Origin of the sequence: Methylocapsa acidiphila B2 (assembly GCF_000427445.1) — a bacterium.
Classification (GTDB): domain Bacteria; phylum Pseudomonadota; class Alphaproteobacteria; order Rhizobiales; family Beijerinckiaceae; genus Methylocapsa; species Methylocapsa acidiphila.
Window position 1 is genome coordinate 136,016 of the sequence record NZ_KE386496.1, and the last position, 21,880, is coordinate 157,895.

Annotated in this window: 14 protein-coding genes; 6 read left to right on the plus strand and 8 right to left on the minus strand. The window is 61.7% G+C overall.

Going from position 1 to position 21,880, the window contains the following annotated elements:
- Nucleotides 1-196 precede the first annotated feature (196 nt).
- The 5 genes from METAC_RS0101755 to METAC_RS0101785 form a co-directional block, all read right to left on the minus strand.
- Nucleotides 197-1,645: a DEAD/DEAH box helicase gene (locus tag METAC_RS0101755; protein WP_026605716.1), complete on the minus strand. Its 1,449-nt coding sequence runs from the start codon at nucleotides 1,643-1,645 to the stop codon at nucleotides 197-199.
- Nucleotides 1,646-2,362: 717 nt separating this feature from the next.
- Nucleotides 2,363-3,463: a S1C family serine protease gene (locus METAC_RS21870; protein ID WP_084143878.1), complete on the minus strand. Its 1,101-nt coding sequence runs from the start codon at nucleotides 3,461-3,463 to the stop codon at nucleotides 2,363-2,365.
- A 155-nt stretch (nucleotides 3,464-3,618) separates the two neighbouring features.
- Nucleotides 3,619-3,891 (minus strand): hypothetical protein, encoded by a 273-nt coding sequence (locus METAC_RS21875; RefSeq protein ID WP_026605718.1) that lies wholly within the window; start codon nucleotides 3,889-3,891, stop codon nucleotides 3,619-3,621.
- A 576-nt stretch (nucleotides 3,892-4,467) separates the two neighbouring features.
- Nucleotides 4,468-5,511: a glycosyltransferase family 4 protein gene (locus tag METAC_RS0101780; RefSeq protein WP_026605719.1), complete on the minus strand. Its 1,044-nt coding sequence runs from the start codon at nucleotides 5,509-5,511 to the stop codon at nucleotides 4,468-4,470.
- Nucleotides 5,511-6,332 (minus strand): UDP-2,3-diacylglucosamine diphosphatase, encoded by an 822-nt coding sequence (locus tag METAC_RS0101785; protein WP_026605720.1) that lies wholly within the window; start codon nucleotides 6,330-6,332, stop codon nucleotides 5,511-5,513. The genes METAC_RS0101780 and METAC_RS0101785 overlap by 1 nt, the downstream gene beginning before the upstream one ends.
- Nucleotides 6,333-6,795: 463 nt before the next feature.
- On the opposite strand from METAC_RS0101785, the gene METAC_RS0101795 reads away from it, so the two are divergent.
- Nucleotides 6,796-7,413, plus strand: a complete 618-nt coding sequence (locus METAC_RS0101795; RefSeq protein ID WP_026605721.1) for a helix-turn-helix domain-containing protein — start codon at nucleotides 6,796-6,798, stop codon at nucleotides 7,411-7,413.
- A 12-nt stretch (nucleotides 7,414-7,425) separates the two neighbouring features.
- Here METAC_RS0101795 and METAC_RS0101800 read toward each other — a convergent pair whose 3' ends face one another.
- Together METAC_RS0101800 and METAC_RS0101805 are read right to left on the minus strand one after the other, a co-directional pair.
- Entirely contained in the window at nucleotides 7,426-10,548 is a 3,123-nt protein-coding gene (locus METAC_RS0101800) for an efflux RND transporter permease subunit (protein ID WP_026605722.1), read from the minus strand.
- 3 nt (nucleotides 10,549-10,551) lie between these two features.
- The gene (locus tag METAC_RS0101805; RefSeq protein WP_026605723.1) at nucleotides 10,552-11,721 is read right to left on the minus strand and encodes an efflux RND transporter periplasmic adaptor subunit; all 1,170 of its coding nucleotides are present in this window, start codon (nucleotides 11,719-11,721) and stop codon (nucleotides 10,552-10,554) included.
- A gap of 788 nt (nucleotides 11,722-12,509) precedes the next feature.
- Here METAC_RS0101805 and METAC_RS21880 point away from each other — a divergent pair.
- Nucleotides 12,510-14,240, plus strand: coding sequence for an urease accessory protein UreH domain-containing protein (locus tag METAC_RS21880; RefSeq protein ID WP_051335758.1), 1,731 nt, complete (start codon nucleotides 12,510-12,512; stop codon nucleotides 14,238-14,240).
- On the opposite strand, the gene METAC_RS0101815 is transcribed toward METAC_RS21880, so the two are convergent.
- Nucleotides 14,222-15,088, minus strand: coding sequence for a dienelactone hydrolase family protein (locus METAC_RS0101815; RefSeq protein WP_245257541.1), 867 nt, complete (start codon nucleotides 15,086-15,088; stop codon nucleotides 14,222-14,224). The two genes, METAC_RS21880 and METAC_RS0101815, sit on opposite strands and share 19 nt — an antisense overlap.
- A gap of 223 nt (nucleotides 15,089-15,311) precedes the next feature.
- Between METAC_RS0101815 and METAC_RS21885 the strand changes: the two genes are divergently transcribed.
- From METAC_RS21885 to METAC_RS21890, 4 genes are all read left to right on the plus strand, one after another.
- On the plus strand, nucleotides 15,312-16,640 hold the full coding sequence (locus METAC_RS21885) for a dicarboxylate/amino acid:cation symporter (RefSeq protein ID WP_051335303.1): 1,329 nt from the start codon (nucleotides 15,312-15,314) through the stop codon (nucleotides 16,638-16,640).
- A 177-nt stretch (nucleotides 16,641-16,817) separates the two neighbouring features.
- Nucleotides 16,818-17,324: a DUF1269 domain-containing protein gene (locus METAC_RS0101825; protein ID WP_026605725.1), complete on the plus strand. Its 507-nt coding sequence runs from the start codon at nucleotides 16,818-16,820 to the stop codon at nucleotides 17,322-17,324.
- A 72-nt stretch (nucleotides 17,325-17,396) separates the two neighbouring features.
- A complete protein-coding gene (gene uvrB, locus METAC_RS0101830; protein WP_026605726.1) occupies nucleotides 17,397-20,039 on the plus strand; it encodes an excinuclease ABC subunit UvrB in 2,643 nt (880 codons plus the stop codon).
- 62 nt (nucleotides 20,040-20,101) lie between these two features.
- On the plus strand, nucleotides 20,102-21,601 hold the full coding sequence (locus METAC_RS21890; RefSeq protein ID WP_051335304.1) for a S10 family peptidase: 1,500 nt from the start codon (nucleotides 20,102-20,104) through the stop codon (nucleotides 21,599-21,601).
- Nucleotides 21,602-21,880: the final 279 nt, after the last annotated feature.

A 21,880-nucleotide genomic window follows, 5' to 3' on the forward strand; every position in this document is an offset into this window, starting at 1 on the left:
CGATTGAATCCATGAAAAGCCGTCGGGGCGAGGAAGCCCGCAGGCCGTCTCGAACCGCAGTCGTCGCGCCAATGCGCTTCGCCTCGTTCGTCGCGCTTAACAATGAAATGAGCGAAGCTTCAACGGACTTCGAGAGCGGCCGCTCGCCGATGTCTTGGCGCAAGGGCTCCCGGAGCGGGGCGTCTGGTCAGTTCTTCTATTCCTCGACGACCTTGGCCGGTTTAAGCCTAACCGGGCGAAGAAGAAACATCGGGACATGGTCTCCCATGCCGACGACCGGCGCGTCTTCGTCTTCGGGGCGGCGTCTCGGTCCGCGCCGCGGCGCGGACGAGGCTGGCGCCTCACGGACGGGCGCGGAGTCGGCGGACGGGCGTTCGTCATCGCGCCGCGGCGCGCTGCTCGATCTTACGGATTTCCGTCGAGTAGCGCCATCTTCCGACTTTTCAGAGTCTTTGCGGGTTGAGCGACGGCCGCGTTCGCGTCCAAGTGGCTCTTCCGCATCTTCCTCGGTGAGATTGGCGAGCGTCTCCTCGCCGAGCCAGTCGATTTTCTGCGCGATCAGCCGCTCGATTTCGGCGACATGCTTTTGATCGGCGCGTGTGATGATCGAGATTGCGACGCCGCTCTTGCCGGCGCGCCCGGTCCGGCCGATGCGATGGACGTAATCCTCGGCATGGGTCGGGACATCGAAATTGAAGACATGGCTCACGTCTGGAATATCGAGGCCGCGGGCTGCGACGTCGGAGCAGACGAGGAGATCAACGTCGCCGGTCTTGAACGCATCGAGGGAGCTCATGCGCGCCCGCTGGTCCATGTCGCCATGCAGCGCCCCGGCGTTGAAGCCGTGCTTTTGCAAAGATTTGTGCAGGACGGCGACGTCCCGCTTGCGATTGCAGAAAATGATTGCGTTCTTGAAGTCCGCCGCTCCGCGAATGAGCCGCCGCAGCGTTTCGCGCTTGGCCGGCCCTGTCGCCGAGGCGACGAAATTTTGGGTGATGGTCGTGGCGGTCGAGGCCGCCCGCGCGACTTCGATGCGCACCGGATTATGCAGGAAGGTCTCGGTCAGCCGGGTGATTTCCGGCGGCATGGTAGCGGAGAAGAACAGGGTCTGCCGGGTGAAGGGCACGAGCTTGCAGATGCGCTCGATGTCGGGAATGAAGCCCATGTCGAGCATCCGGTCGGCCTCGTCGATGACGAGAATTTCGATGCCGGTGAGCAGCAGTTTGCCGCGTTCGGAGAAGTCGAGCAGGCGGCCCGGCGTCGCGATCAGGACGTCGGCGCCGCGCATGATCTTGGTCTCTTGATCGCCGAAGGAGACGCCGCCGATCAGGAGGGCGACATTGAGCTTGTGATTGACGCCGTAGCGGACGAAGCTCTCCTCGACTTGCGCAGCGAGCTCGCGGGTCGGCTCCAAAATGAGCGTGCGGGGCATGCGCGCCCTCGCGCGCCCCTGCTCGAGCCGCGATAGCATCGGAAGCGTGAAGGCGGCGGTCTTGCCGGTGCCAGTCTGAGCGATGCCGAGGATGTCGCGACCTGCGAGCGCATGGGGGATGGCCTGAGCCTGGATCGGCGTCGGTGTGGTGTAGCCCGAAGCTTCCACGGCTTGGAGGACCTTGGCGCTGAGACCGAGTTCGTTGAAAGTCATTCTAGTCCTGAATTGGGCGTTTGCGCCGCGAGGCCTGACGAAACCGACCCCGTTTTTGATCGGCTCAAATCGATCTGATTTGGAATCAGCTCGAGCTTTTGACGTTTGAGCGACTTCTTGTCGACCAAGTGATTCATTTGGTCGGAAAGCGCTTAGACCACGTTGCTTTTGGAAGAAAACGTCCAAAAGCATGAAACGTGATCGAATTTTGAAAGCGAGAGCGAGATTTTACGCGAAAAACCAGATTTCACTTTTTCGCATCCAGCTCTAAACCATCGCGCGCCGGCTGGCGAGCAATAGCCTTCCGGCGTTGAATTTGTCTCTATGTTCGAGATCAAGCTGCCGTAGCAAGAACCATGCACCGCGCTGACATGGCGGTCCGAAACGATCGGTCTCGCGCGCGGCGCCGGAAACCTCGACGAAAGGTCGCCGCCAAGCCGTGACGAAGTATCCCTCTAAAGCAATGAAATGACAAGCTGCACAATGTTTGCCGGGGCGCGGTCGAACGATCCTGAGCGCGCCGAATTGCCGCAGGCGGCGACGATTCTCAATAATTGAACGTGCGGCCCAGTTCAACTGGGCCTTGTCGCAGCGCCGAGCGCGCTCGATCGAAAAAGCGCTTCCGGGTCTTCGCGCTGAATGCGGAAAGATTGGAAGCGCGCCAAAGCGCGGATTCCTCAATGCGGCGCGGATTTTTTTAGGCGGCGTCCCAAACGCTTATTTTCGCTCTTGCAAGGCCACCCACAAGCGGCGGCGATCGGAGCGTCGCAATATATCGACAGCAACCGCGCGATTGATCCGATCCGCGTCGAGAAGGCGCACGAGGTCGTCGGCGCCGGTCACAGGAATATTGTCGACGGCCAGCACGATGTCGCCCGTCAAGAGTCCGGCGTGATCCGCCGGGCTCCCGGCCTCGACCATGCTGACGACTGCGCCTGTGGACTGCACGAGGCCGAGGCGCAAGGCGATCCGGCGCGGCAGGAGAATCGTTCCGGCGCCGACGCCGAGATAAGCCCGGCGGACGCGTCCATGCGCGATGAGTTCGCCGAGGACGAAGCTCGCCGTATTGGCGGCGACGGCGAAGCAAATGCCTTGGGCGCCGGTGATGATCGCCGTGTTGACTCCGATCACCTCGCCTTTCGTCGAAACGAGCGGGCCGCCCGAGTTTCCGGGATTGAGGGCGGCGTCGGTCTGGATAACGTCTTCGATGAGACGGTTGGCCTTGGAGCGCAAGGAGCGTCCCAACGCCGAAATGACGCCCGTGGTCACAGTCGTGTCGAAGCCGAGGGGATTGCCGATCGCAATGGCGATTTCGCCCGGCTTGAGCTTTTTCGAATCGCCCAGCCGGGCGGCGGGAAGCGTGACGGCTTCGTCGACCCGCGCCAAGGCGAGATCCGTATCCGGGTCGTCGCCGAGCACGCGGGCGGAGAGGCTGCGGCCGTCGAGAGTCGTCACGTCGACGCGTCGCGCCCCTTGCACGACATGGCTATTGGTGAGGATGAGTCCGTCGGGAGAAACGATGACGCCCGAGCCGGACCCGGCCTTGCGGCCGTCGCCGCGACGAATGTCGAGGCGCACCACGCTCGGCGCGACGCGCTCCACAATGCTCGTCACCCGCCTCGAATAGGCGTCAAGAAGCGCATCGTCGAGGGCGTCCTCGCGCTGCGCGGCATTTTGACGGGTCGGATGGCCCGACCCGTCTTTTCGGTCTTCGTCGAGCGTCTGCGAAAGTCTCGACCATGGTTCCAACTCGGCCTCGAATCCGCCATGCGCGAAGCGGGGCCAAGCGTCGGGCAGGGCATCACGATCATAGGTCATGCCGACTATATGGAGCAGGGTCGGTTGATGTTTAAGGGGCTCGAGGGAATGAGGAGACGGACGCTCGCGCCTGGTTGTGGTTGAAGCGCGTCGCGCGCGGGGACGGGTTTTCAGCGTCCGCGACCATCGCCGATCGGCCGGACCGAACATCCGCCTCAGCCAATGGCCAAGTTCGCTCGCGCCTTACAAGCAACGCCGGGCCCAATGCCATCCATTCGGACCCAAAACCCATTTGCGGCCGCAACCATATCCATATCCGTGATGGCCATAACCCCACCCGCCGTGATGCCACCCGCCGTGATGCCACCCGCTATGGTGCCATCCGCCATGATGCCACCCGCCGTGATGTCCATGGCCGTGATGATGCCCATGATGATGGTGATGGTGATGGTGGTGATGATGATGGCCGTGATGGCCGTGATGCCCATGGCCGCGAGCTAAGGCTCCTGTCGAGGCGAAGGCCGCGCCGAATATTATCGCGGCGCAAATCAGGATGAATTTACGCATAGGATGGGGGGCTCCCTTCGGGCTGCGAGGCGACTGTCGTCGGTCCTGTGACGCCAGCCTCGGGTAGAATAAAATTACAAATGACGATAGTGCATTGATATTATAGTTCTGAACGTCAACCTTCGACAGATGCGCCGCAGGGCGCCTCTGAGATGCGCCGAATGTTCGAAACAGGGGAGAAGAAGCGATCAAATAGCGCCGTGGATCGCTTAGCGACGTCATCAAGATAGCGACAAAAGGCCGCTCGAAAACTATCGGTCAGGCGCAAAGATCAGGCGCGAAGAATAGAGACATTCATCTGGAATGGCGCCGGCAGCCTACCGAAGAGGGCTCCAGCGGACTGATCCGATGAGCCCCCAAGCGCGCGCCGTCATGGAGCGGGAGGCAAAAAAGGGAATCCGGTTTTCGTAGAAAATTCCGCTCTCGCCTTCGATGCGCGATCGCCTTTCACGCTTTGGATGATGCCATCCAAAGCAAATCGATCTCGTCGTCTAGGCTCAGCCGGAAAAACTGGGGCTTGCGGCGTAGAAGTCGGGGCCCGAGGATTTCGCCTGCAATATATTGTCGAGGAATTGCTTCGCGCTATTCGCCCAGGTGAAGGTGAGCGCATGCTCGCGCGCCTTGTCGCGTGGGATTTCGAGGGCCGCAAGGCAGGCGGCGCGAAGATCATTGTCGAGAACTCCGGCGCCGCTCTCGCCGATGACGTCGAGGGGGCCGGGCACGGGCAGGGCTGCGACGGGAAGGCCGCAGGAGAGGGCCTCGAGCAAAACCATTCCGAATGTGTCGGTGCGGCTCGGGAACACAAAGACATCCGCGGAAGCATAGTGAACGGCGAGAGCGTCGCTCGTTTGCGATCCGAGAAAATGGGCCTCGGGGTAGGCCGACTGCAGGGATTTTCGTGACGGGCCGTCGCCGACGACGACCTTGCTGCCGGGAAGGTTCAGCGCGAGGAAGGATTCGACGTTCTTTTCCGGGGCGAGGCGACCCGCATAGAGGAAGATTGGCCGGGGCAAGTTCGTGACCACCGCTTTTTCCGGCGTGAACTGATTATGGTCCACGCCGCGCGACCAGTGCATCAGGCGCTGAAACCCGCGCCGCTGCAGGTCGTTCGCAATGGAGGCGGTCGAGACCATCACGCCCGAGCCTGCGTTATGAAAACGCCTGAGCAAGGCGTAAGTCAGCGTTTCGGGCACATGCGTCCGCTGGGAAATATACTCGGGGAACCGCGTATGATAGCTCGTCGTGAAGGGGCGCTGCGAGCGCAAGCAATATTGCCGCGTCGCCAGTCCCACCGGACCCTCTGTCGCGATATGGATATGGTCCAGCGTCGGACCCTCGATCCGTTTCGAGACGCCTCTCGGGCTCGCTAACGCCAGCCTGATCTCGCGATAGGTCGGCATTGGCACGGAGGCGAAGCCTTGCGGCGTCAGGAATTCTATTTCCGCTCCGAATTCCGCCAAAGCATTCGCCACGGATTCGAGTGAGCGCACGACTCCATTGATTTGAGGTTTCCAGGCGTCCGTAGCAATCAAAATTCGCATTAGGCAGCGGCCTTCGTCACCGCTTGAGCTCGTTCCTCGGCTGCGGCCTCGGCCAGGCGGCGCTGCTCGGCTGTCAGCTGCCAATGGATGATCTCGAGACGGCCGTCTGGATGTTCGCCGATCGCGGTGCAGGATTCGACGAAATCGCCGGTGTTGACATAGAGGATTCCGTTCATCTCGCGGATCGCGGCGTGATGAATATGGCCGCAGACAACGCCATCGGCCTGCTGGCGCCGCGCCGCTTCGGCTAAAGTGGTCTCATAGGCGCTAATGAAGTTCACCGCGTTCTTGACCTTGAGCTTGGCCCAGGCCGAGAGCGACCAATAATGATATCCCATCGCGTGCCGCGCCCGATTGACCCAGATATTCGACCAAAGAGCGACACTATAGGCCCAATCTCCAAGCCACGCCAGCCAGCGGGCATGCTGCACGACCATGTCGAACTGATCGCCGTGCACGACGAGCAGGCGCTTGCCGTCGCCGGTGACGTGATAGGCGTGGTTGACGACCTCGACGCCGCCGAACACCGTGCCGGCGAAATCGCGCGCGAACTCGTCGTGGTTGCCGGGCACATAAAGCATGCGCGAGCCCTTGCGCACTTGCCGCAGCAGCTTTTGCACGACGTCATTATGCGCCTGAGGCCAATACCAGCCGCTTTTAAGTCGCCAGCCGTCGATGATGTCGCCGATCAGATAAATGGTGTCGGCTTCATTGTGCTTGAGAAAATCGAGCAGAAGCTCGGCCTGGCAGCCACGAGTTCCCAGATGGATGTCTGAAAGAAAAATGGTGCGATAGCGCTTAGGCTCGGTTTCGTGCTTCACGGCGTGACCTAGTTTGTTTTCGAAAATATTACGTATTTATCAAAATCAGATTCTCGTGGCTTTTGGATGACAAACTAAGACAATAATACTGTCTCTTCTAGCTCATACACAGGTGCGTCATATAAAATTCATGAATAGAACGCCGCGAGAATGTGGCGCTTCATGAACGACGATATAAATTATGAAAGAGGCTGCGCCCCCATAGCGATTTTATAAGCCGTCAATCGCAGCGAGCCTCGGGAGGCGGACGATTAGGTCGGAACGGCTCACATAAAATTTCGTACTAAACGAGTAGCATTTCATAGAAACATCTTAAGGTTGTGTCGCCAGGCCAGAGCCGAGGCCGGCGTTTTTTCGCATTCTCCGCGCGCGAGCCGAGATATCCCCGAAGATTCGTTCGATATTTCAAACAAAATCGTCTATTTTCGCAAACGGCGTCGTTTTTTAATCGATGAGTTGGAGCATGGGCGTCGAAGGGCGTGACAAGGTCAAGGTTCTGGAGGCTGGCGCGCTCGCTTTGTCGGGCCAACTCGGCAAGACCGTGCAGCGGCTGCGCAAGGCCTATAATCTCTCTCTGTCCGAACTGTCCGAGCAATCGGGCGTCGCCAAATCGATCATAAGCCAGATCGAGCGCAACGAGACCAATCCGACCCTCGCCACGATTTGGCGGCTTGCGCAGGCCCTCGACGTCTCGATCGAGCGGGTGTTGCAGGCCGCGGACGACGAGCCCTTCCTTGAGAAATCGTCGCGCGGCGACACCCCGCTTCTGGTGTCCGACGACGGCAAGTGCCGTCTCGCGATCATCGGTTGGATCAAGACGGTCGAATGGCTGCAATGGTATGATTTTTCCGCTGATCCCGGCGGCGTGCTCGAGTCCGAGGCGCATCAGCGCGGCTCGGTCGAAAGCCTGTCAATCAGCGAGGGCGAACTCGAGGTCGAGGTCGCGGGCGCGATCGAGCGGGCCAAGGCCGGCGAGACCTTACGTTATCGCTGCGACCGGCCGCATATCATCCGCAATGTCTCGCAGGCCCCGGCCTCGGCCATGATGGTCTGCATTCTGAAGGCCGCGGCGATGGAATAGGTCGCGGGGCGTTCACTCCGCCGCAGGTCGTTCAGAAACGGCGCTCGCCGGGGCGAATAAGGGATCGCGGAGGCTCGCTCGGCCTTTGCCTTTATTGCGGTCCCGCGCGATCAGCGTGTACATGGCGGGCGTCACGAAAAGCGTGAACATCGTGCCGATGCTCATGCCCGACGCGATGACGACGCCAATGGCGAAACGGCTGCGCGCCCCGGCGCCGTCGGCGATGATCAGAGGGATCATGCCGACGACCATGGCCGCCGTCGTCATGAGGATCGGCCGCAGCCGAACCGCGGCGGCGTGCTCGATGGCCGCGCGCCGGTTCATGCCCTCTTCCTCCTGCAGCTTGTTGGCGAACTCCACCATCAAGATCCCGTGTTTGGAAATGAGGCCGATGAGGGTGACGAGCCCGATCTGCGAATAGATGTTCATGCTCGCCGCGCCGACGACGCCGAGCAGGTTCAGGGGTAAGAGCGCGCCGAACATCGAGGTCGGCAAAGCGATGAGAATGATAAAGGGATCGCGAAAGCTCTCGAATTGCGCCGCCAGCACGAGAAAAATGACGATCAGCGCGAAGACGAATGTCGCGAGAAGTGTGTTGCCCTCCTGGACATATTGCCGGCTCTCGCCCTGATAATCGACCGAGAAGCCCTCGGGCAAAAGCTCGGCCGCCGTTTTTTGCAGGAAGGCGATCGTCTCACCGAGCGTGTGGCCTGGAAATGGGACGCCCTGGAGGGTCGCTGAATTCAATTGCTGGAAGGTCGGCAGCCCGTTCGGTTGCACGCTGGTCGAGACGTCGGCGACGGTCGCCAGGGACACGAGGTCGCCCGAGGCCGTGCGCAGCTGGTATCGGGTCAACCATTCCGGCGTCAGTCGGAACTCCCGCGGTGCCTGAGCGATCACTTCATAGCTGCGGCCGCTGAGGCTGAAACGGTTGACGTAATTGGCCCCGAGCAGGGTAGCGAGCGAGCCGCCGATCTCCTGCATGTTGAGGCCGATCCTATTCGCCTTGTCGGCGTCGATCTTGAGCTCGATTTGCGGCAGGTCGAACTTGAGGTCGCTGTCGGTGAATATGAACAGGCCGCTCTCGCGCGCTGCGGTTTCGATCTTGGCCATGACGTCGGCGATCTGGCGATAGTCGCCGATGCTGCGGATAACGAATTGGAGCGGCGGTCCGCCTGTCGATCCAGGCAGCGCCGGCGGCGAGAAGGCGATGATCTGAGCGCCCGCGACATTGGAGAGCTTCGGCTGCAAGGCCTGCATGATCTCTTTCTGATTGCGCTTGCGCTCGTCCCATGGCTTCAGGATCAGGCCTCCGAAACCTTGGTGGACGCCGCTGGACCCGTTGATCATAAAGACGTGATCTTTTTCCGGGATGCCTTCGGCCGCCGCCTGGACCTCGGCCGTCGCCTTTTCCATATAGTCGAGGTTGGCGTATTGCGGCGTCTTGATCAGGGCGAAGATTGTGCCTTGATCCTCTTCGGGCGCGAGCTCCTTCGGCGTCGACATGAACATGATCGCGGTCAACGCTAGAACCCCGAGGAGAACCAGGACGGTCAACGCGCGAAAATTGAGGCTCCTATCGAGCAGGCGCTGATAGCGCCGGCGCAGCGCGTCGAACATGCGGTCGAGAAAGCCGACGAAGCCGCGCGCCTCGCCCGTCGGGGGCTTTAGGAGAAGCGAGCACATCATGGGCGACAGGGTGAGGGCGATGACGCCCGAAACGATGACGGCGCCGGCGAGGGTGAACGCGAATTCGCGAAACAAGGCCCCAGTGAGCCCGGTCACGAAGCCGATCGGCGCATAGACCGCGGCGAGGGTGATCGTCATCGAAATGACCGGTCCGGTGATCTCCCGCGCGCCTTGAAGGGAGGCGTCGACCGGCGTCATCCCCTCTTCGATATGCCGATAAATATTCTCGACGACGACGATCGCGTCATCCACGACGAGGCCGATCGCGAGGACGAGCGCGAGCAGCGTCAGAAGGTTCAGAGAATAGCCGAGTGCGAGCAAGACCACCATCACCCCGATGAGGGAGAGCGGAATGGTCACAATCGGAACGAGCGTCGAGCGCAAATTGCCGAGAAAGAGGAAGATGACGACGACCACGATGAGCGCGGCCTCGCCGAGCGTCTTCTCGACCTCGCGGATCGAAGCGCGAATGAAATTGGTCGCGTCATAGGCGATGGCGGCGTCGATGCCGACGGGAAGTTGCGCCTGGACTTCGGGAAAGGCCGCGCGGACCGCATTGATCACGTCGAGCGGATTGGCTGTCGGCGTCGAATAAATGCCGACGAACACGGCCTTGAGCCCGTCGAAACCAGAGGAGGAATCAACCGACTCCGGACCGAGCTCGATTTCCGAAATATCGCCGAGCCGGGTCAGGGCGTCGCCGCGCGCCATCACGACGAGCTGGCCGAAGGCGCGGGCCGAGTCGAGGGAGGTTTGCGCATTGATGCTGGTCTGGACGTAATCGCCTTTGATCTGGCCCGCTGCCGCGGTGAAATTATTGGCCGCCAGAGCGATCTTGACGTCGTTCGGGGTGACGCCCCGCGCCGCCATGCGATTGGGATTGAGCCAGACCCGCATCGCGAAGGTCTGGCCGCCGAGGATTTGCGCATTGGCGACGCCGTCAATGGTTTGCAGCTTCGGCTGGACGACGCGGGTCAGATAGTCGGTGATCTGCGAGGCGTTGAGGACCTCCGAATTGAAGGACATGTAAAGAAGCGCGGTCGAATCGCCGGTTTGCTTCACGACGACCGGGTCGAGCGCCTCGCGCGGCAAGAGATATTTGACCTGGTTGACCTTTGAGAGGACGTCCGCGACGGCCCGGTCGGGATTGGCGTTGAGCAGAAGGTTCAGCGTGACCGTCGAGACGTTCTGCTGCGAGTTCGACACCAGCGTGTCAATGCCTTCCGCGCTCGCCACCGCTTGGGCGATGGGCGTCGTGATGAAGCCTTTGATCACGTCGGCGTTGGCGCCGGGATAAGTCGTCGTGACCGTGATCGTCGTCGACGACAATTCCGGATACTGGCGAACCTGAAGCTTCGCAGCGCTCTGCAGCCCGACGAGCAGGATCAAGAGGCTGACGACCGTGGCGAGAACCGGCCGGCGGATGAAAATATCGGTGAATGACATTTTCTATTCTTTCGGCCGTTTCGCCGGCGGTTCGAGATGGGCGTTGGGATCGACGCGCACGCGTTGATTGGGCTGCAGCTTCAACTGGCCTTCGATCACCACGAGTTCGCCAGGCCGCACGCCTTCGAGCACGGCGACTCGATCCTCGCGGCTCTCGCCGAGGCGCACGAAGCGGCGCTCCACTTTGACCGGGGCGTCATTGGCCGGGCTCGCCTGGACCGACGCGGCCTGCGCCGCGCCGGTCTCCGGCGCGGCCGGGATCACCACGAAGACGCTGTCGCCGTAGAGCGAATAAGTGATCGCGGTGCGCGGAAGGGCGACAACCTGCGCCGGCGCGCCTGCGACGATGTTCACGTTGGCGAACATGCCGGGAAGCAGGCGCCGCTTCTTGTTCTCGAGCTCGCCGCGCACCAAAACATTGCGGCTCTCCTGGGCGACGCGCGCGTCGATGGTCTTGACGGTGCCGCGAAATATTTCGCCCGGATAAGCGTCGACGCCGACTTCCAGGGTTTCGCCCGGCTTCAAGAGATCGAGCGATTTTTCTGGCACGGGAAAATCGACGTAAATGGGGTCGAGCTGCTGCAAGGTGATGAGGCTCGAGCCGGGAGACACATATTGGCCGAGGTCGATCTTGCGGATGCCGAGCCGGCCGGCGAAAGGCGCCACCAAGGTTTTTTGGGCGATGGTCGCGCGAACCCGTTCGACCGCTGCTGCGGCGGTGTCTCGCGTGGCCTCGGCGGCGTCGAAATTCGCCTTCGCCGTGTTGCCGCTGATTGAAAGCTGGCGCTGCCGATCCAAGGCGAAATCGGCGTTCTTCAGGGTCGCGAGATTGCTCTTGAGGTCGGCTTGCTCGACGGAATTGTCGATGTCGAACAGATGCGCGCCCTTCTCGACGTCTTGCCCCGATTCGACGCGAACCGCGACGATGGCGCCGCCGACTTGCGGCGAGATGTCGATTCCCTGGAAGGCGTGGAAGGTGCCGATCGCCGGAAGCCGCGGGGTCCAGACCTCCGTCTTGGCGGCTTCCACCGCAACCGCGGGCGGCGGTGGCGCCGCTTGAGAAATGATCGATTTGATCATTTGCGGCTTGATCACGAATTGAAAATATCCGAGGCCGCCGCCGAGGCCGATGAAAAAGATCAGCGCCAGCACGAAAATGATGATGCGCTTCATGGAATCCGCCGAGCCGCTTTCGTTTGAAAATTCATGTTCCGCATTTCGATCACAGGCTCCATGATCCGGCCCGCCAAGTCTGCCGCCCGACGCCCGGCACAAAGGAATGCCTGTGATTTCGCTTGGGCCCAGGCGCGCGCCGACTTTAGATTTAAACGCGAAAATGCCTAACCGAAACCATCGGTACGATTATGCCTCCATCGAAGGCGAAATTGTGACGACGGGGACGTTCGCCAAGAGAAGCCGCGTGAAGTTTCTTTCTCTGGCGTTCAACAGAATGTGAACAAATCAGGACCGTCAGTCTCAACTCGACCGTTTGAGCCGCCGCAAGCGCGCCCGGAACCCGATCGCTCCGCCAACCAGGTCGCGACCAAAGTCACAGCCCTTTTTAAGGTCGTCGCCCTTTGCAGCTTTGGGCGATTTCTTTCGGCTCGAACGTCTCTGATCAAACGGGGCGCTCGAAATCATCCCGATTTTGGATTGGAACTCAGCTAGATCCCGATAGACATAGGATCCAATAGTTAGATGGGCAAAAAAATGGGCGCAGACGCGCCGCAGCTCTTTAATACACTTGTCGCCGCAGCCAAGCCATAGCGCGCCCTGCGCAATGAATAGTTTTAATTACCACGCCCTCGTTGCGCTGAACAGTCGTCAAGTTGCTTCACGGGCCGTTGCGACGCGTCGATTTTGCCGCAGTAAAAATGTGGCGCATCTGGCGCAAGGCGGCCGTTATAGACGCTACGGGAATAAGTCACGCGTCGGCGGCTCGAGATAAGGATCCTTTCGGAATGAATGCGCATGGCGTCAGTCTGCGCGCGCGCGGCATGCATTGCTCCGGATGCGAACATATAATCGAAGAGGCGGCGCGCGAGCTCGCCGGCGTGCGGAAGATCAAGGCCGACTATCCGACGGAAACGGTCTCGGTTTCGTTCGATCCCTCCTCGACCACCGTCCAGGAGATTTGCGCCGTCATCGCGCGCAAGGGGTACCGCTGCGCCCCGCTGGAGGAAGCGCCGCCCCGGCCGCGTCGATGGGCGCAGGCCCTCGGCCTCGTCGCCGGCATCCTCGGAATCGCCCTTATCATCCTCCTCGACACGCGCTGGATAAGCCAAAGCGGCGCGCCCGACATCAGCCAGCATATGAGCTTCGGCCTGATCCTGTCGCTTGGCCTTCTCACCGGTTTTCATTGCATCGGGATGTGCGGCGGATTCGTCTTGAGTTATGCGGCCGATGACGCGCGCGTCGGGCGACCTTCCTACATCTCGCATCTGCTCTACGGGGCCGGCAAGACTCTGTCCTACACGTTGATCGGGGCGACGTTCGGCCTCGTCGGCGCGATTATCGCCTTCACGCCGCTCCTGCGTGGAATCGCTGGCGTCGCCGCGGGCGCCTTCCTGATCATCTTCGGCTTGAACATGCTGAATCTGTTCCAGCCCTTGCGTAGAATTCGGCTGAAGACGCCGGAAGCTCTGGAGCGCTTTCTCCAAAAGAAGACACCGACCAGCCGCCGTCCATTTGTGATTGGTCTACTCAACGGCTTCATGCTCGCGTGCGGTCCCTTGCAAGCCATGTATGTCATGGCGGCCGGAACCGGCAGTGCGGTCGAAGGCGCCAAGATGCTCTTCTCCTTCGGCGTGGGAACGCTCCCGGTCTTGCTGAGTTTCGGCGTTCTCACGACGCTAATTTCGGCTTCGCTCACCCATCGACTGCTGCGCGCGTCCGGCGTGATCATCATTATTCTTGGCGCGGTGATGATCAATCGCGGATTGATCTTGACCGGCGCGGGCCATGATCTCGCCTCGATGCTCTCCGCTCTATCGGAGAAGGCTTTGCCCGCGCCTCCGACAGTCGCGCAGGGCGAGGCCCAAACGATTTACATGGACGTGAGCGCCTCGGGCTACTCGCCAAATTACTTTATTCTGCGAAAAGACCGACCGGTCAAATGGGTCATCGACGGCAAGGAGGTCACGTCCTGCAACCACCGAATTCTCGTTCCGAAGCTCGGTTTGGAATTCGATGTCGCGTCGGGCCGGCAGACGATCGAATTCACGCCGCGGGACGAAGGACTCATCTCGTGGAGTTGCTGGATGGGCATGTTGCACGGCGAGTTTCTCGTCGTCGGCGCGCCGGACGCGCGACCGCCGCCAGCCGTCGCCGGCAAGTCCGCGACCACTCCGGTCACAACGCCGTCAAAACCTGCTGATGGACCCGTATCTGCGTCAGCGGTCGTCGCCGGCCTGCCCGCCAACGGGCCAGCCGAAACGCCCCCACGACCTGCGGAGGAACCCGCGGCGGCGCCCGTCGCTGCGGATGGGCAGTCAGCGCTTGTAGAGACCTATAAGATCCAGCCCGGCGACTCCCTCGTCGGGATCGCCGTCGGGCTCTATCGCGATCGGAAGGCTTGGCGCGACATTACGCGCGCCAATCCAGGATTAAACCCCCGCCGATTGCGTCCCGGCCAAATCATAAATTTGCCGCGTCCAGTCGCGAGAGCCGTTGGTCAGGACAAGACGCCATAGGCTTTGAACCAAGCCTGCAACTCTTTCCAGGCGTCGTCGGCCGCGTCCTTGCGATAGCTCGGCCGGTAATCGGCGAAAAAGCCGTGCGGCGCATTCGGATAGATTTTGAATTCGGCCCGCTTTCCGGCGGCGCGGAGCTTTTCCTTGATTTCCTCGACCTGTTCGACCGGAATTCCAGCGTCCTCGCCGCCATAAAGGCCAAGAACAGGGGCTTTCACCTCTCCGGCGAGGTCGATCGCGTTTTTCGGCGCGCCGTCGCGCGGCGGATCCTTCAAGCTTCCATAAAAAGCGACGCCCGCCTTCAGATTCGGATTATGCGTCGCATAAACCCACACCGTGCGTCCGCCGCGGCAAAAGCCGATGATCCCGAGCCGGTCGGGGTCGCCGCCTTGGGCCGCCGCCCAGGCGACGGTCGCGTCGAGATCGGAGAAGAGCTCGGCGTCCGACTTGGTGTTCACCAGCTGCAGGAGTTGTTGAATGTCGCTGATCTTGGTCAGATCCCCCTTGCGGAAATAATAATCCGGCGCGACCGCGAAGGCGCCGAGCTTGGCGAGGCGCCGGGTTACGTCCCTGATATGCTCGTGGAGGCCGAACACCTCCTGGGCCACGAGAATAATCGGCGGCTTCTCGCTCTTTGCAGGCCGGGCGAAATAGACCGGCAGCTCGCCGTCCGAAACCTTGATCTTCGCGTCTTCCGCGATCAGCCCGTCCGCATCCGTCTTGACGACGTCGGCGCGAACGGGACCTGCGGCAAGCGTATAGCCTGCAGCCGCGGCCGCGCTGCTCGTCATGAAGCGCCGGCGCGAAAAGCGCCCGCCTAATTTGCTCAAGCCTATGATGTCGGACATCATCGTCACAGATTGCATGCCTGTTCTCCTGGAGGCCTCGCGGCGCGCCGCGGGTCGAAAGACGATACTCTATTAAATCGATAAAATTACAATTACCCAATGGCGCCGCCGCTGGCTTAAGCTTTCGACCGCGAAGGGCCTTGCCAATCGCGGCCAAGGGGCGCGATGATTGATTACGCAAGACGCGTCCGAAGAAACGCGCCGAGGCCCGAGGAAATCGCCCATGGTCGCACTCGCCTCCGACGCGTCAGTCGGCGCGCGACGAGCCACGCCTCTTCACAAGATCCTCTATGTTCAAGTGCTCGCGGCGATCGTTCTCGGAGCCTTGCTCGGCTGGCTCGCGCCGCAATGGGCGACGAACGAATGGGTGAAGGCGCTCGGCGACGGATTCGTCAAGCTGATCAAGATGGTGATCGCGCCGGTCATTTTTTGCACCGTGGTCTCGGGCATCGCCCATATTTCAGATGCGCGGAAGGTCGGCCGCGTCGCGGTCAAGGCCCTCGTCTATTTCGAGATTGTCTCGACCTTCGCCTTGGCGATCGGGCTCGTCGTCGGGAATGTCTTGCGTCCCGGCGCCGGTTTCTCCGGCAAGGTCGACGCCGCCGCGACCGCTGAATTCGCCAAGCAGGCCAGCGCCAAGCACGCGGTCGATTTCGTTCTCGACATTATTCCTGACAGCGTCGTCGGCGCTTTCGCCAGGGGCGACGTGCTCCAGGTCCTGCTGTTCTCAATCCTGTTCGGCTTCGCCCTGATGGCGCTCGGCGAGCGTGGCAGGAGCCTCGTCGCCCTGGTCGACGATCTGACTCATGGCGTCTTCGGCGTCATCAATCTGGTCATGCGCGCCGCGCCATTCGGGGCTTTCGGCGCAATGGCCTTCACGGTCGGCAAATATGGTCCGGCGGCGCTTGGCAATCTCCTCAGCCTCATCGGCAGCTTCTATTTGAGCGCCGCGCTGTTCGTCGTCGTCGTTCTTGGCGTGATCGCCCGAATCGCCGGCTTCAGCATTTTCCGGTTCCTGAATTACATCAAGGCCGAGCTTCTCATCGTCCTCGGCACGAGCTCGTCGGAGAGCGCCTTGCCCGCGCTGATGGAAAAGCTCGAGCGGCTCGGCTGCTCGAAGCCGGTCGTCGGACTCGTGGTGCCGACAGGCTATTCCTTCAATCTCGACGGCACCAATATTTATATGACCCTGGCGACCCTATTCATCGCCCAGGCCTTGGGCGTCGATCTGACGCTGGAGCAGCAATTCACCATTCTCATCGTCGCGATGCTGACCTCCAAAGGAGCGAGCGGCGTCACCGGAGCGGGTTTCGTCACCCTGGCGGCGACATTGGGCTCCGTGAGCCCGGCGCTCGTTCCCGGCATGGCCATCGTTCTCGGCATCGATAAGTTCATGAGCGAGTGCCGCGCCCTGACCAATATCATCGGCAATGGCGTGGCGACCGTCGTCGTGGCCTGGTGGGAGAATGAGCTCGATCGCGATCGCCTCGCTGCGACGCTCGGCGGGGGCGCGAAAAAGCCCGATCTCGATGCGGGCGCAGCTACCCGCTGATGCGGGGGGCCTCGTTCCTGCGCGCAAAATTTCGTCTCCAGCGCCGCCTAATTTCGCGCATATTTTTTCATCTTGAGCGCAACAAAAGAAGGCGCTGTCATCTGGCGTACATGGACCGCGTGCTGGTGAAATGATAGTCATCGTTCATTGTCAATTTTAGTCGGAAAGGGCCTCAGCATGAGCGATCTCGTCGTCATCGCGTTTCCATCGGAAGAAAAGGCGGAAGAGGTTCGGCAGAAGGTTTTGGAGCTGCAAAAAGACTATCTCATCGAGCTCGGCGACGCCGTGATCGCGGTCAAGCAGCCGAACGGCCATATCAAGCTCAACCAGCTCGTGAACACGACTGCGGTCGGCGCCGTTTCCGGCACTTTGTGGGGTACGTTGATCGGCCTGATATTCCTGCAGCCCTTGCTCGGCGCTGCGATCGGCGCAGCCTCCGGGGCGGTCGGCGGCGCGCTCGCCGATGTCGGCATCGACGACAAATTCATCAAGGAAGTCGCCGAGACGTTGGATTCTGGCAACGCCGCGCTTTTCTTGCTGATTCGCAAGCTCACCGCCGACAAGGTGCTCGCGGATCTGACCGGCGTCGGCGGCACGGTGCTGCGCACCTCCTTCGACCACACCAAGGAGCAGGCTCTGCGCGACGCGCTCGCCGGCGTGACTCCGGCCCAGCCGGCGGCCTGAGCGGGCGCGGCGCCTCGATAGAGCGCGGGCGCGGCCCTTTGATCCGCGCCCGATTCGGCCCATATTGGCCGAATGGATAAAGCTCCTGGCTTCTCAGCGAAAAAGCCCTCGAAACCTCCTGCGCGGCGCGGCGCGCCGCGCTCCAAGGCCTCGAAGCCCGAGGTTCAGCCGCTCGACGAGCATCTCGCCGCGCTGCTCAATCCCGCCCTGAACCAGCGCCGGCAGGCCGAGGGCTTTTCCGAGGCGCCGGGCGGCGCCTACGAGCCGGGCCCCGCTTCGCGCATCGACGCCAAGCTCGCCAAGGCGCTCGCGCTCGACGACGCGGAGGCCCGCGCAAAGAACGCGCCTTCGGCACTGCTGCATCAGCCGAAAGACGCGATCGGCGTCGCCGCCACGGTCGAATCGCTCAAGGATCTGCTCGAGCGCGGCGATCCCAATCTCCGCGAGAAAAAGCCCTGGACGCCGCATCGGCCGCCGCGTCCCGATAAGTCGGAAGGCGGCCTCCGCTTCAGGCTCGTCTCGGAATATGAGCCCATGGGCGACCAGCCCCATGCGATCGAGGAGCTCGTCGCCGGCGTGGAGGCAGGGGAGCGCGACCAGGTGCTTCTCGGGGTCACCGGCTCAGGCAAGACCTTCACGATGGCGCAAGTGATCGCGCGGACCAATCGTCCGGCGCTGGTCCTCGCGCCGAACAAGACGCTCGCGGCGCAGCTCTATGGCGAGTTCAAGAGCTTCTTCCCCGACAATGCCGTCGAATATTTCGTCTCCTACTATGATTACTATCAGCCGGAAGCCTATGTGCCGCGCTCCGACACCTATATCGAGAAGGAAAGCTCGATCAACGAGCAGATCGACCGGATGCGCCACGCCGCCACCCGCGCCTTGCTCGAGCGCGATGACGTCATCATCGTCGCCTCGGTCTCCTGCATTTACGGCATAGGCTCGGTCGAGACCTATACGGCCATGACCTTCACCGTGAAGCAGGGCGAGCGGATCGATCAGCGCCAACTCGTCAGCGATCTCGTGGCCTTGCAATATAAGCGCTCGGCGGGCGATTTCTCGCGCGGCGTGTTCCGCGTCCGCGGCGACACGATCGAGCTTTTCCCGGCCCACTACGAGGACCGGGCCTGGCGCATCGGCTTCTTCGGCGATTCAATCGAGACCATCGCCGAATTCGATCCGCTGACCGGCAAAAAGACGCAGGACCTCGAATTCGTGAAGGTCTACGCCAACTCCCATTACGTCACGCCGCGCCCGACCTTGCTGCAATCGATCAAGGGCATCAAGGCGGAGCTGCGCCAGCGCCTCGACGAGCTCAACGCCGCCGGCCGCCTGCTTGAGGCGCAAAGGCTCGAGCAGCGCAGCCTGTTCGATCTCGAAATGCTGGAGGCGACGGGTTCTTGCGCGGGCATCGAGAATTATTCGCGCTATCTGACCGGCCGTCGGCCGGGCGAGCCGCCGCCGACCCTGTTCGAATATCTGCCCGACAACGCCCTCGTCTTCACCGACGAATCGCATCAGACCGTGCCGCAGATCGGCGGCATGTATCGCGGCGACTTCCGGCGAAAGGCGACGCTCGCCGAATATGGCTTCCGCCTGCCGTCCTGCCTCGACAACAGGCCCTTGCGCTTCGAGGAATGGGAGGCGATGCGGCCGCAGACAATCCATGTCTCCGCCACGCCCGGCCATTGGGAGATGGAGCGGACCGGCGGAATCTTCGTCGAGCAGGTCATCCGCCCGACCGGGCTCATCGATCCGCCGGTCGAGGTGCGTCCCGCCCGCGCCCAGGTGGACGACGTGCTCGGCGAGCTGCGCGAGGTTTCGGCGCGCGGCTACCGCAGCCTCGTCACCGTGCTCACCAAGCGCATGGCCGAGGACCTGACCGAATATCTCCACGAGCATGGCGTCCGCGTGCGCTACATGCACTCCGACATAGACACGATCGAGCGCATCGAGATCATCCGCGACCTGAGGCTCGGCGCCTTCGACGTGCTGGTCGGCATCAATCTCTTGCGCGAGGGGCTCGACATTCCCGAATGCGCCTTCGTCGCCATTCTCGACGCCGACAAGGAGGGATTCCTGCGCGGCGAGACCTCGCTGGTGCAGACGATCGGACGCGCGGCGCGAAACGTCGAGGGCAAGGTCATCCTCTACGCCGACCACGAGACCGGCTCGATGCAGCGCGCCATGGCGGAGACCAACCGCAGGCGGGAGAAGCAATCCGCCTATAACGAGCAGCACGGCATCACGCCGGCGACGATCAAGCGCGGCATCCAGGATATTCTCGGCTCGGTCTATGAGCAGGATCATGTGACCGTTGATGCCGGCCTCGCCGCGCCGGAAATGCTCGCGGGCCATAATTTCAAGGCGACCGTCGCCGATCTCGAGAAGCGCATGCGCGAGGCCGCAGCCAATCTCGAATTCGAGACGGCCGCGCGCTATCGCGACGAATTGAAGCGGCTGCAGGCGGTCGAGCTCGCCATCGCCGACGATCCGCTGGCGAGCCAGGGCGAGGTCGAGGCAGAGGCCGGCGCCTATAAGGGCGCGCGCAAATATGGCAGCGCGGCCAATCTTCCGGCCAGCCGGCCGCACAAGCCGACCGACGCCGAAATGGGGCCGCATAATTTTGGGGGAGGCGAGGCCAAGCCGCGCGCGTCGGCGCGCAGTTCAGCCGGCAAGGGCGGGACGCGGGCTTGGAAAGGGAAGAAGCGGTGAGAGGTGATGCGCAAGCTTCGCCATGGTAGAAGCTTTGCTCGATCCTCACGTCAGAGCCTCACATGACCTCCGAAACACCGCCTCAACCCGCGCCCGAAAAGAAAGAGCATCAAGCGCCCAAGGGCGCCGCAGGCAAAACCGCCTGGACGAATGATCGCGGCGAGACTGCCGATATTGAGGTGATTTCGGATTGGATTGTCCTTCGCAAGAAGGAAAACCCCGCAGCCGAAATTTTCTACACCTATTATCGGCTTGCCGAGACCGAGAAAAAGAGGCCGATCAGCTTCGTCTTCAACGGCGGGCCGGGCGCCTCCTCCGCCTATCTGCATATCGGCGGGCTCGGCCCGCGGCGCGTGTTGTTCAAGCCGGACGGGAATCTCGAGCCGCCGCCGATCCAGATGGTCAACAACCCCGAGAGCTGGATCGGCTTCACCGATCTCATTTTCGTTGATCCCGTCGGAACCGGCTTCAGCCGGATCGTCGAGCCCGAGAAAAAGCCGGACGAAAAGGACAAGCCCGATCCGGCCAAGACTGTCGAGGAAAAGGAATTCTTCGCGCTGAACCGCGATCTCGAATCGCTCGCCGAATTCATCGAGCGGTTCTTGTCGAAATATAAGCTTTGGGACGTTCCGGTCGCGATCATCGGCGAGAGCTATGGCGGGTTTCGCACCGCCAAGCTCGCGCGGCGGCTGCAGGAAACCCATGGCGTCGGCCTTTCGACCGCCATCGCCATATCGCCCGCGCTCGAATGGTCGCTGCTCAACGAAAACGATTACGACGTGCTGCGGTCCATGGACGCCTTCTGCACCATGGCTCTGGCCGCAGCCTTTCATGGCCGCTCACGAGTCTTTGAAAAAGGCGCGCCGATCGAGGCGCAGCGGCCCGCGATCGAGTCTTTTGCAACCCGCGAGCTCGCCCATTCCTTTCTGGTCGGCACGGCGCATGATCCCGAGGAGCAGCGCCGAGTTTTTTCACGCGCCGCCGATTTCCTGGGCCTGCCCGACGACCTGGTGCGGCTCGCCCATGGCCGCGTGCCGTTCTGGCGCTTCGCCCGCGAGCTTTTGCGATCCGAGCGGAAAATCCTCGGGGTCTATGACGCCACGATCACCGGCGTCGATCCGTTCCCGGATCGCGAAAATCACGAAGGCCCGGACCCGACCTTCGCCGGCATCGATCGCATCTTCGCGAGCGGCGTCAATCATCTGCTGCGCGCCGAGATCGGCGTGGAGTCGGAGCGCCGCTACGAGCTTTTGAACCTCGCCGTGAACCGGGCCTGGAAGCGCGACGAGCAAAGACACGCGCTCGAAGGGCCAGCCGGTGCGACGGACGATCTGCGCTTCGCGATGAGCATGAATCCGAACATGAAAGTGCTGATCGTCCATGGCTATTACGACATGGTGACGCCCTATTTTTCGTCGGAGCGGCTGGTCGAGCAGATGAAGCTCTTGCCGGAGCAGCGCGCGAAGCTGTTCATTCGCCATTTCGGCGGCGGCCACATGTTCTACACATGGGACGAATCCCGCCGCGCCTTCCGCGATTGGGCGCGGAGTTTTTACGGGTGAGAGCCTTTAGCCCAACTATTCCCCAAGCAGCCCGACTCGTCGTCGGACGCGTAAACCGGCGGAGATCAAGCCGAAGCGCGCGATCATCTTTATGATCATGGATGCAACTAAAGATATTCTCTAAGGTTTTCGTGCAGACGCGAATGGATGGTGGCTCTTCTGAAACTGGGCGATGCGCGCAAAACTCAATCTATTGCAATATGTGTTTGTGCTCATCGGCCTGCTCGGCATCGTGCCTGTTCAGGCCGCCCAGCAGCTCGTTCCGACGCCTTATCCCGA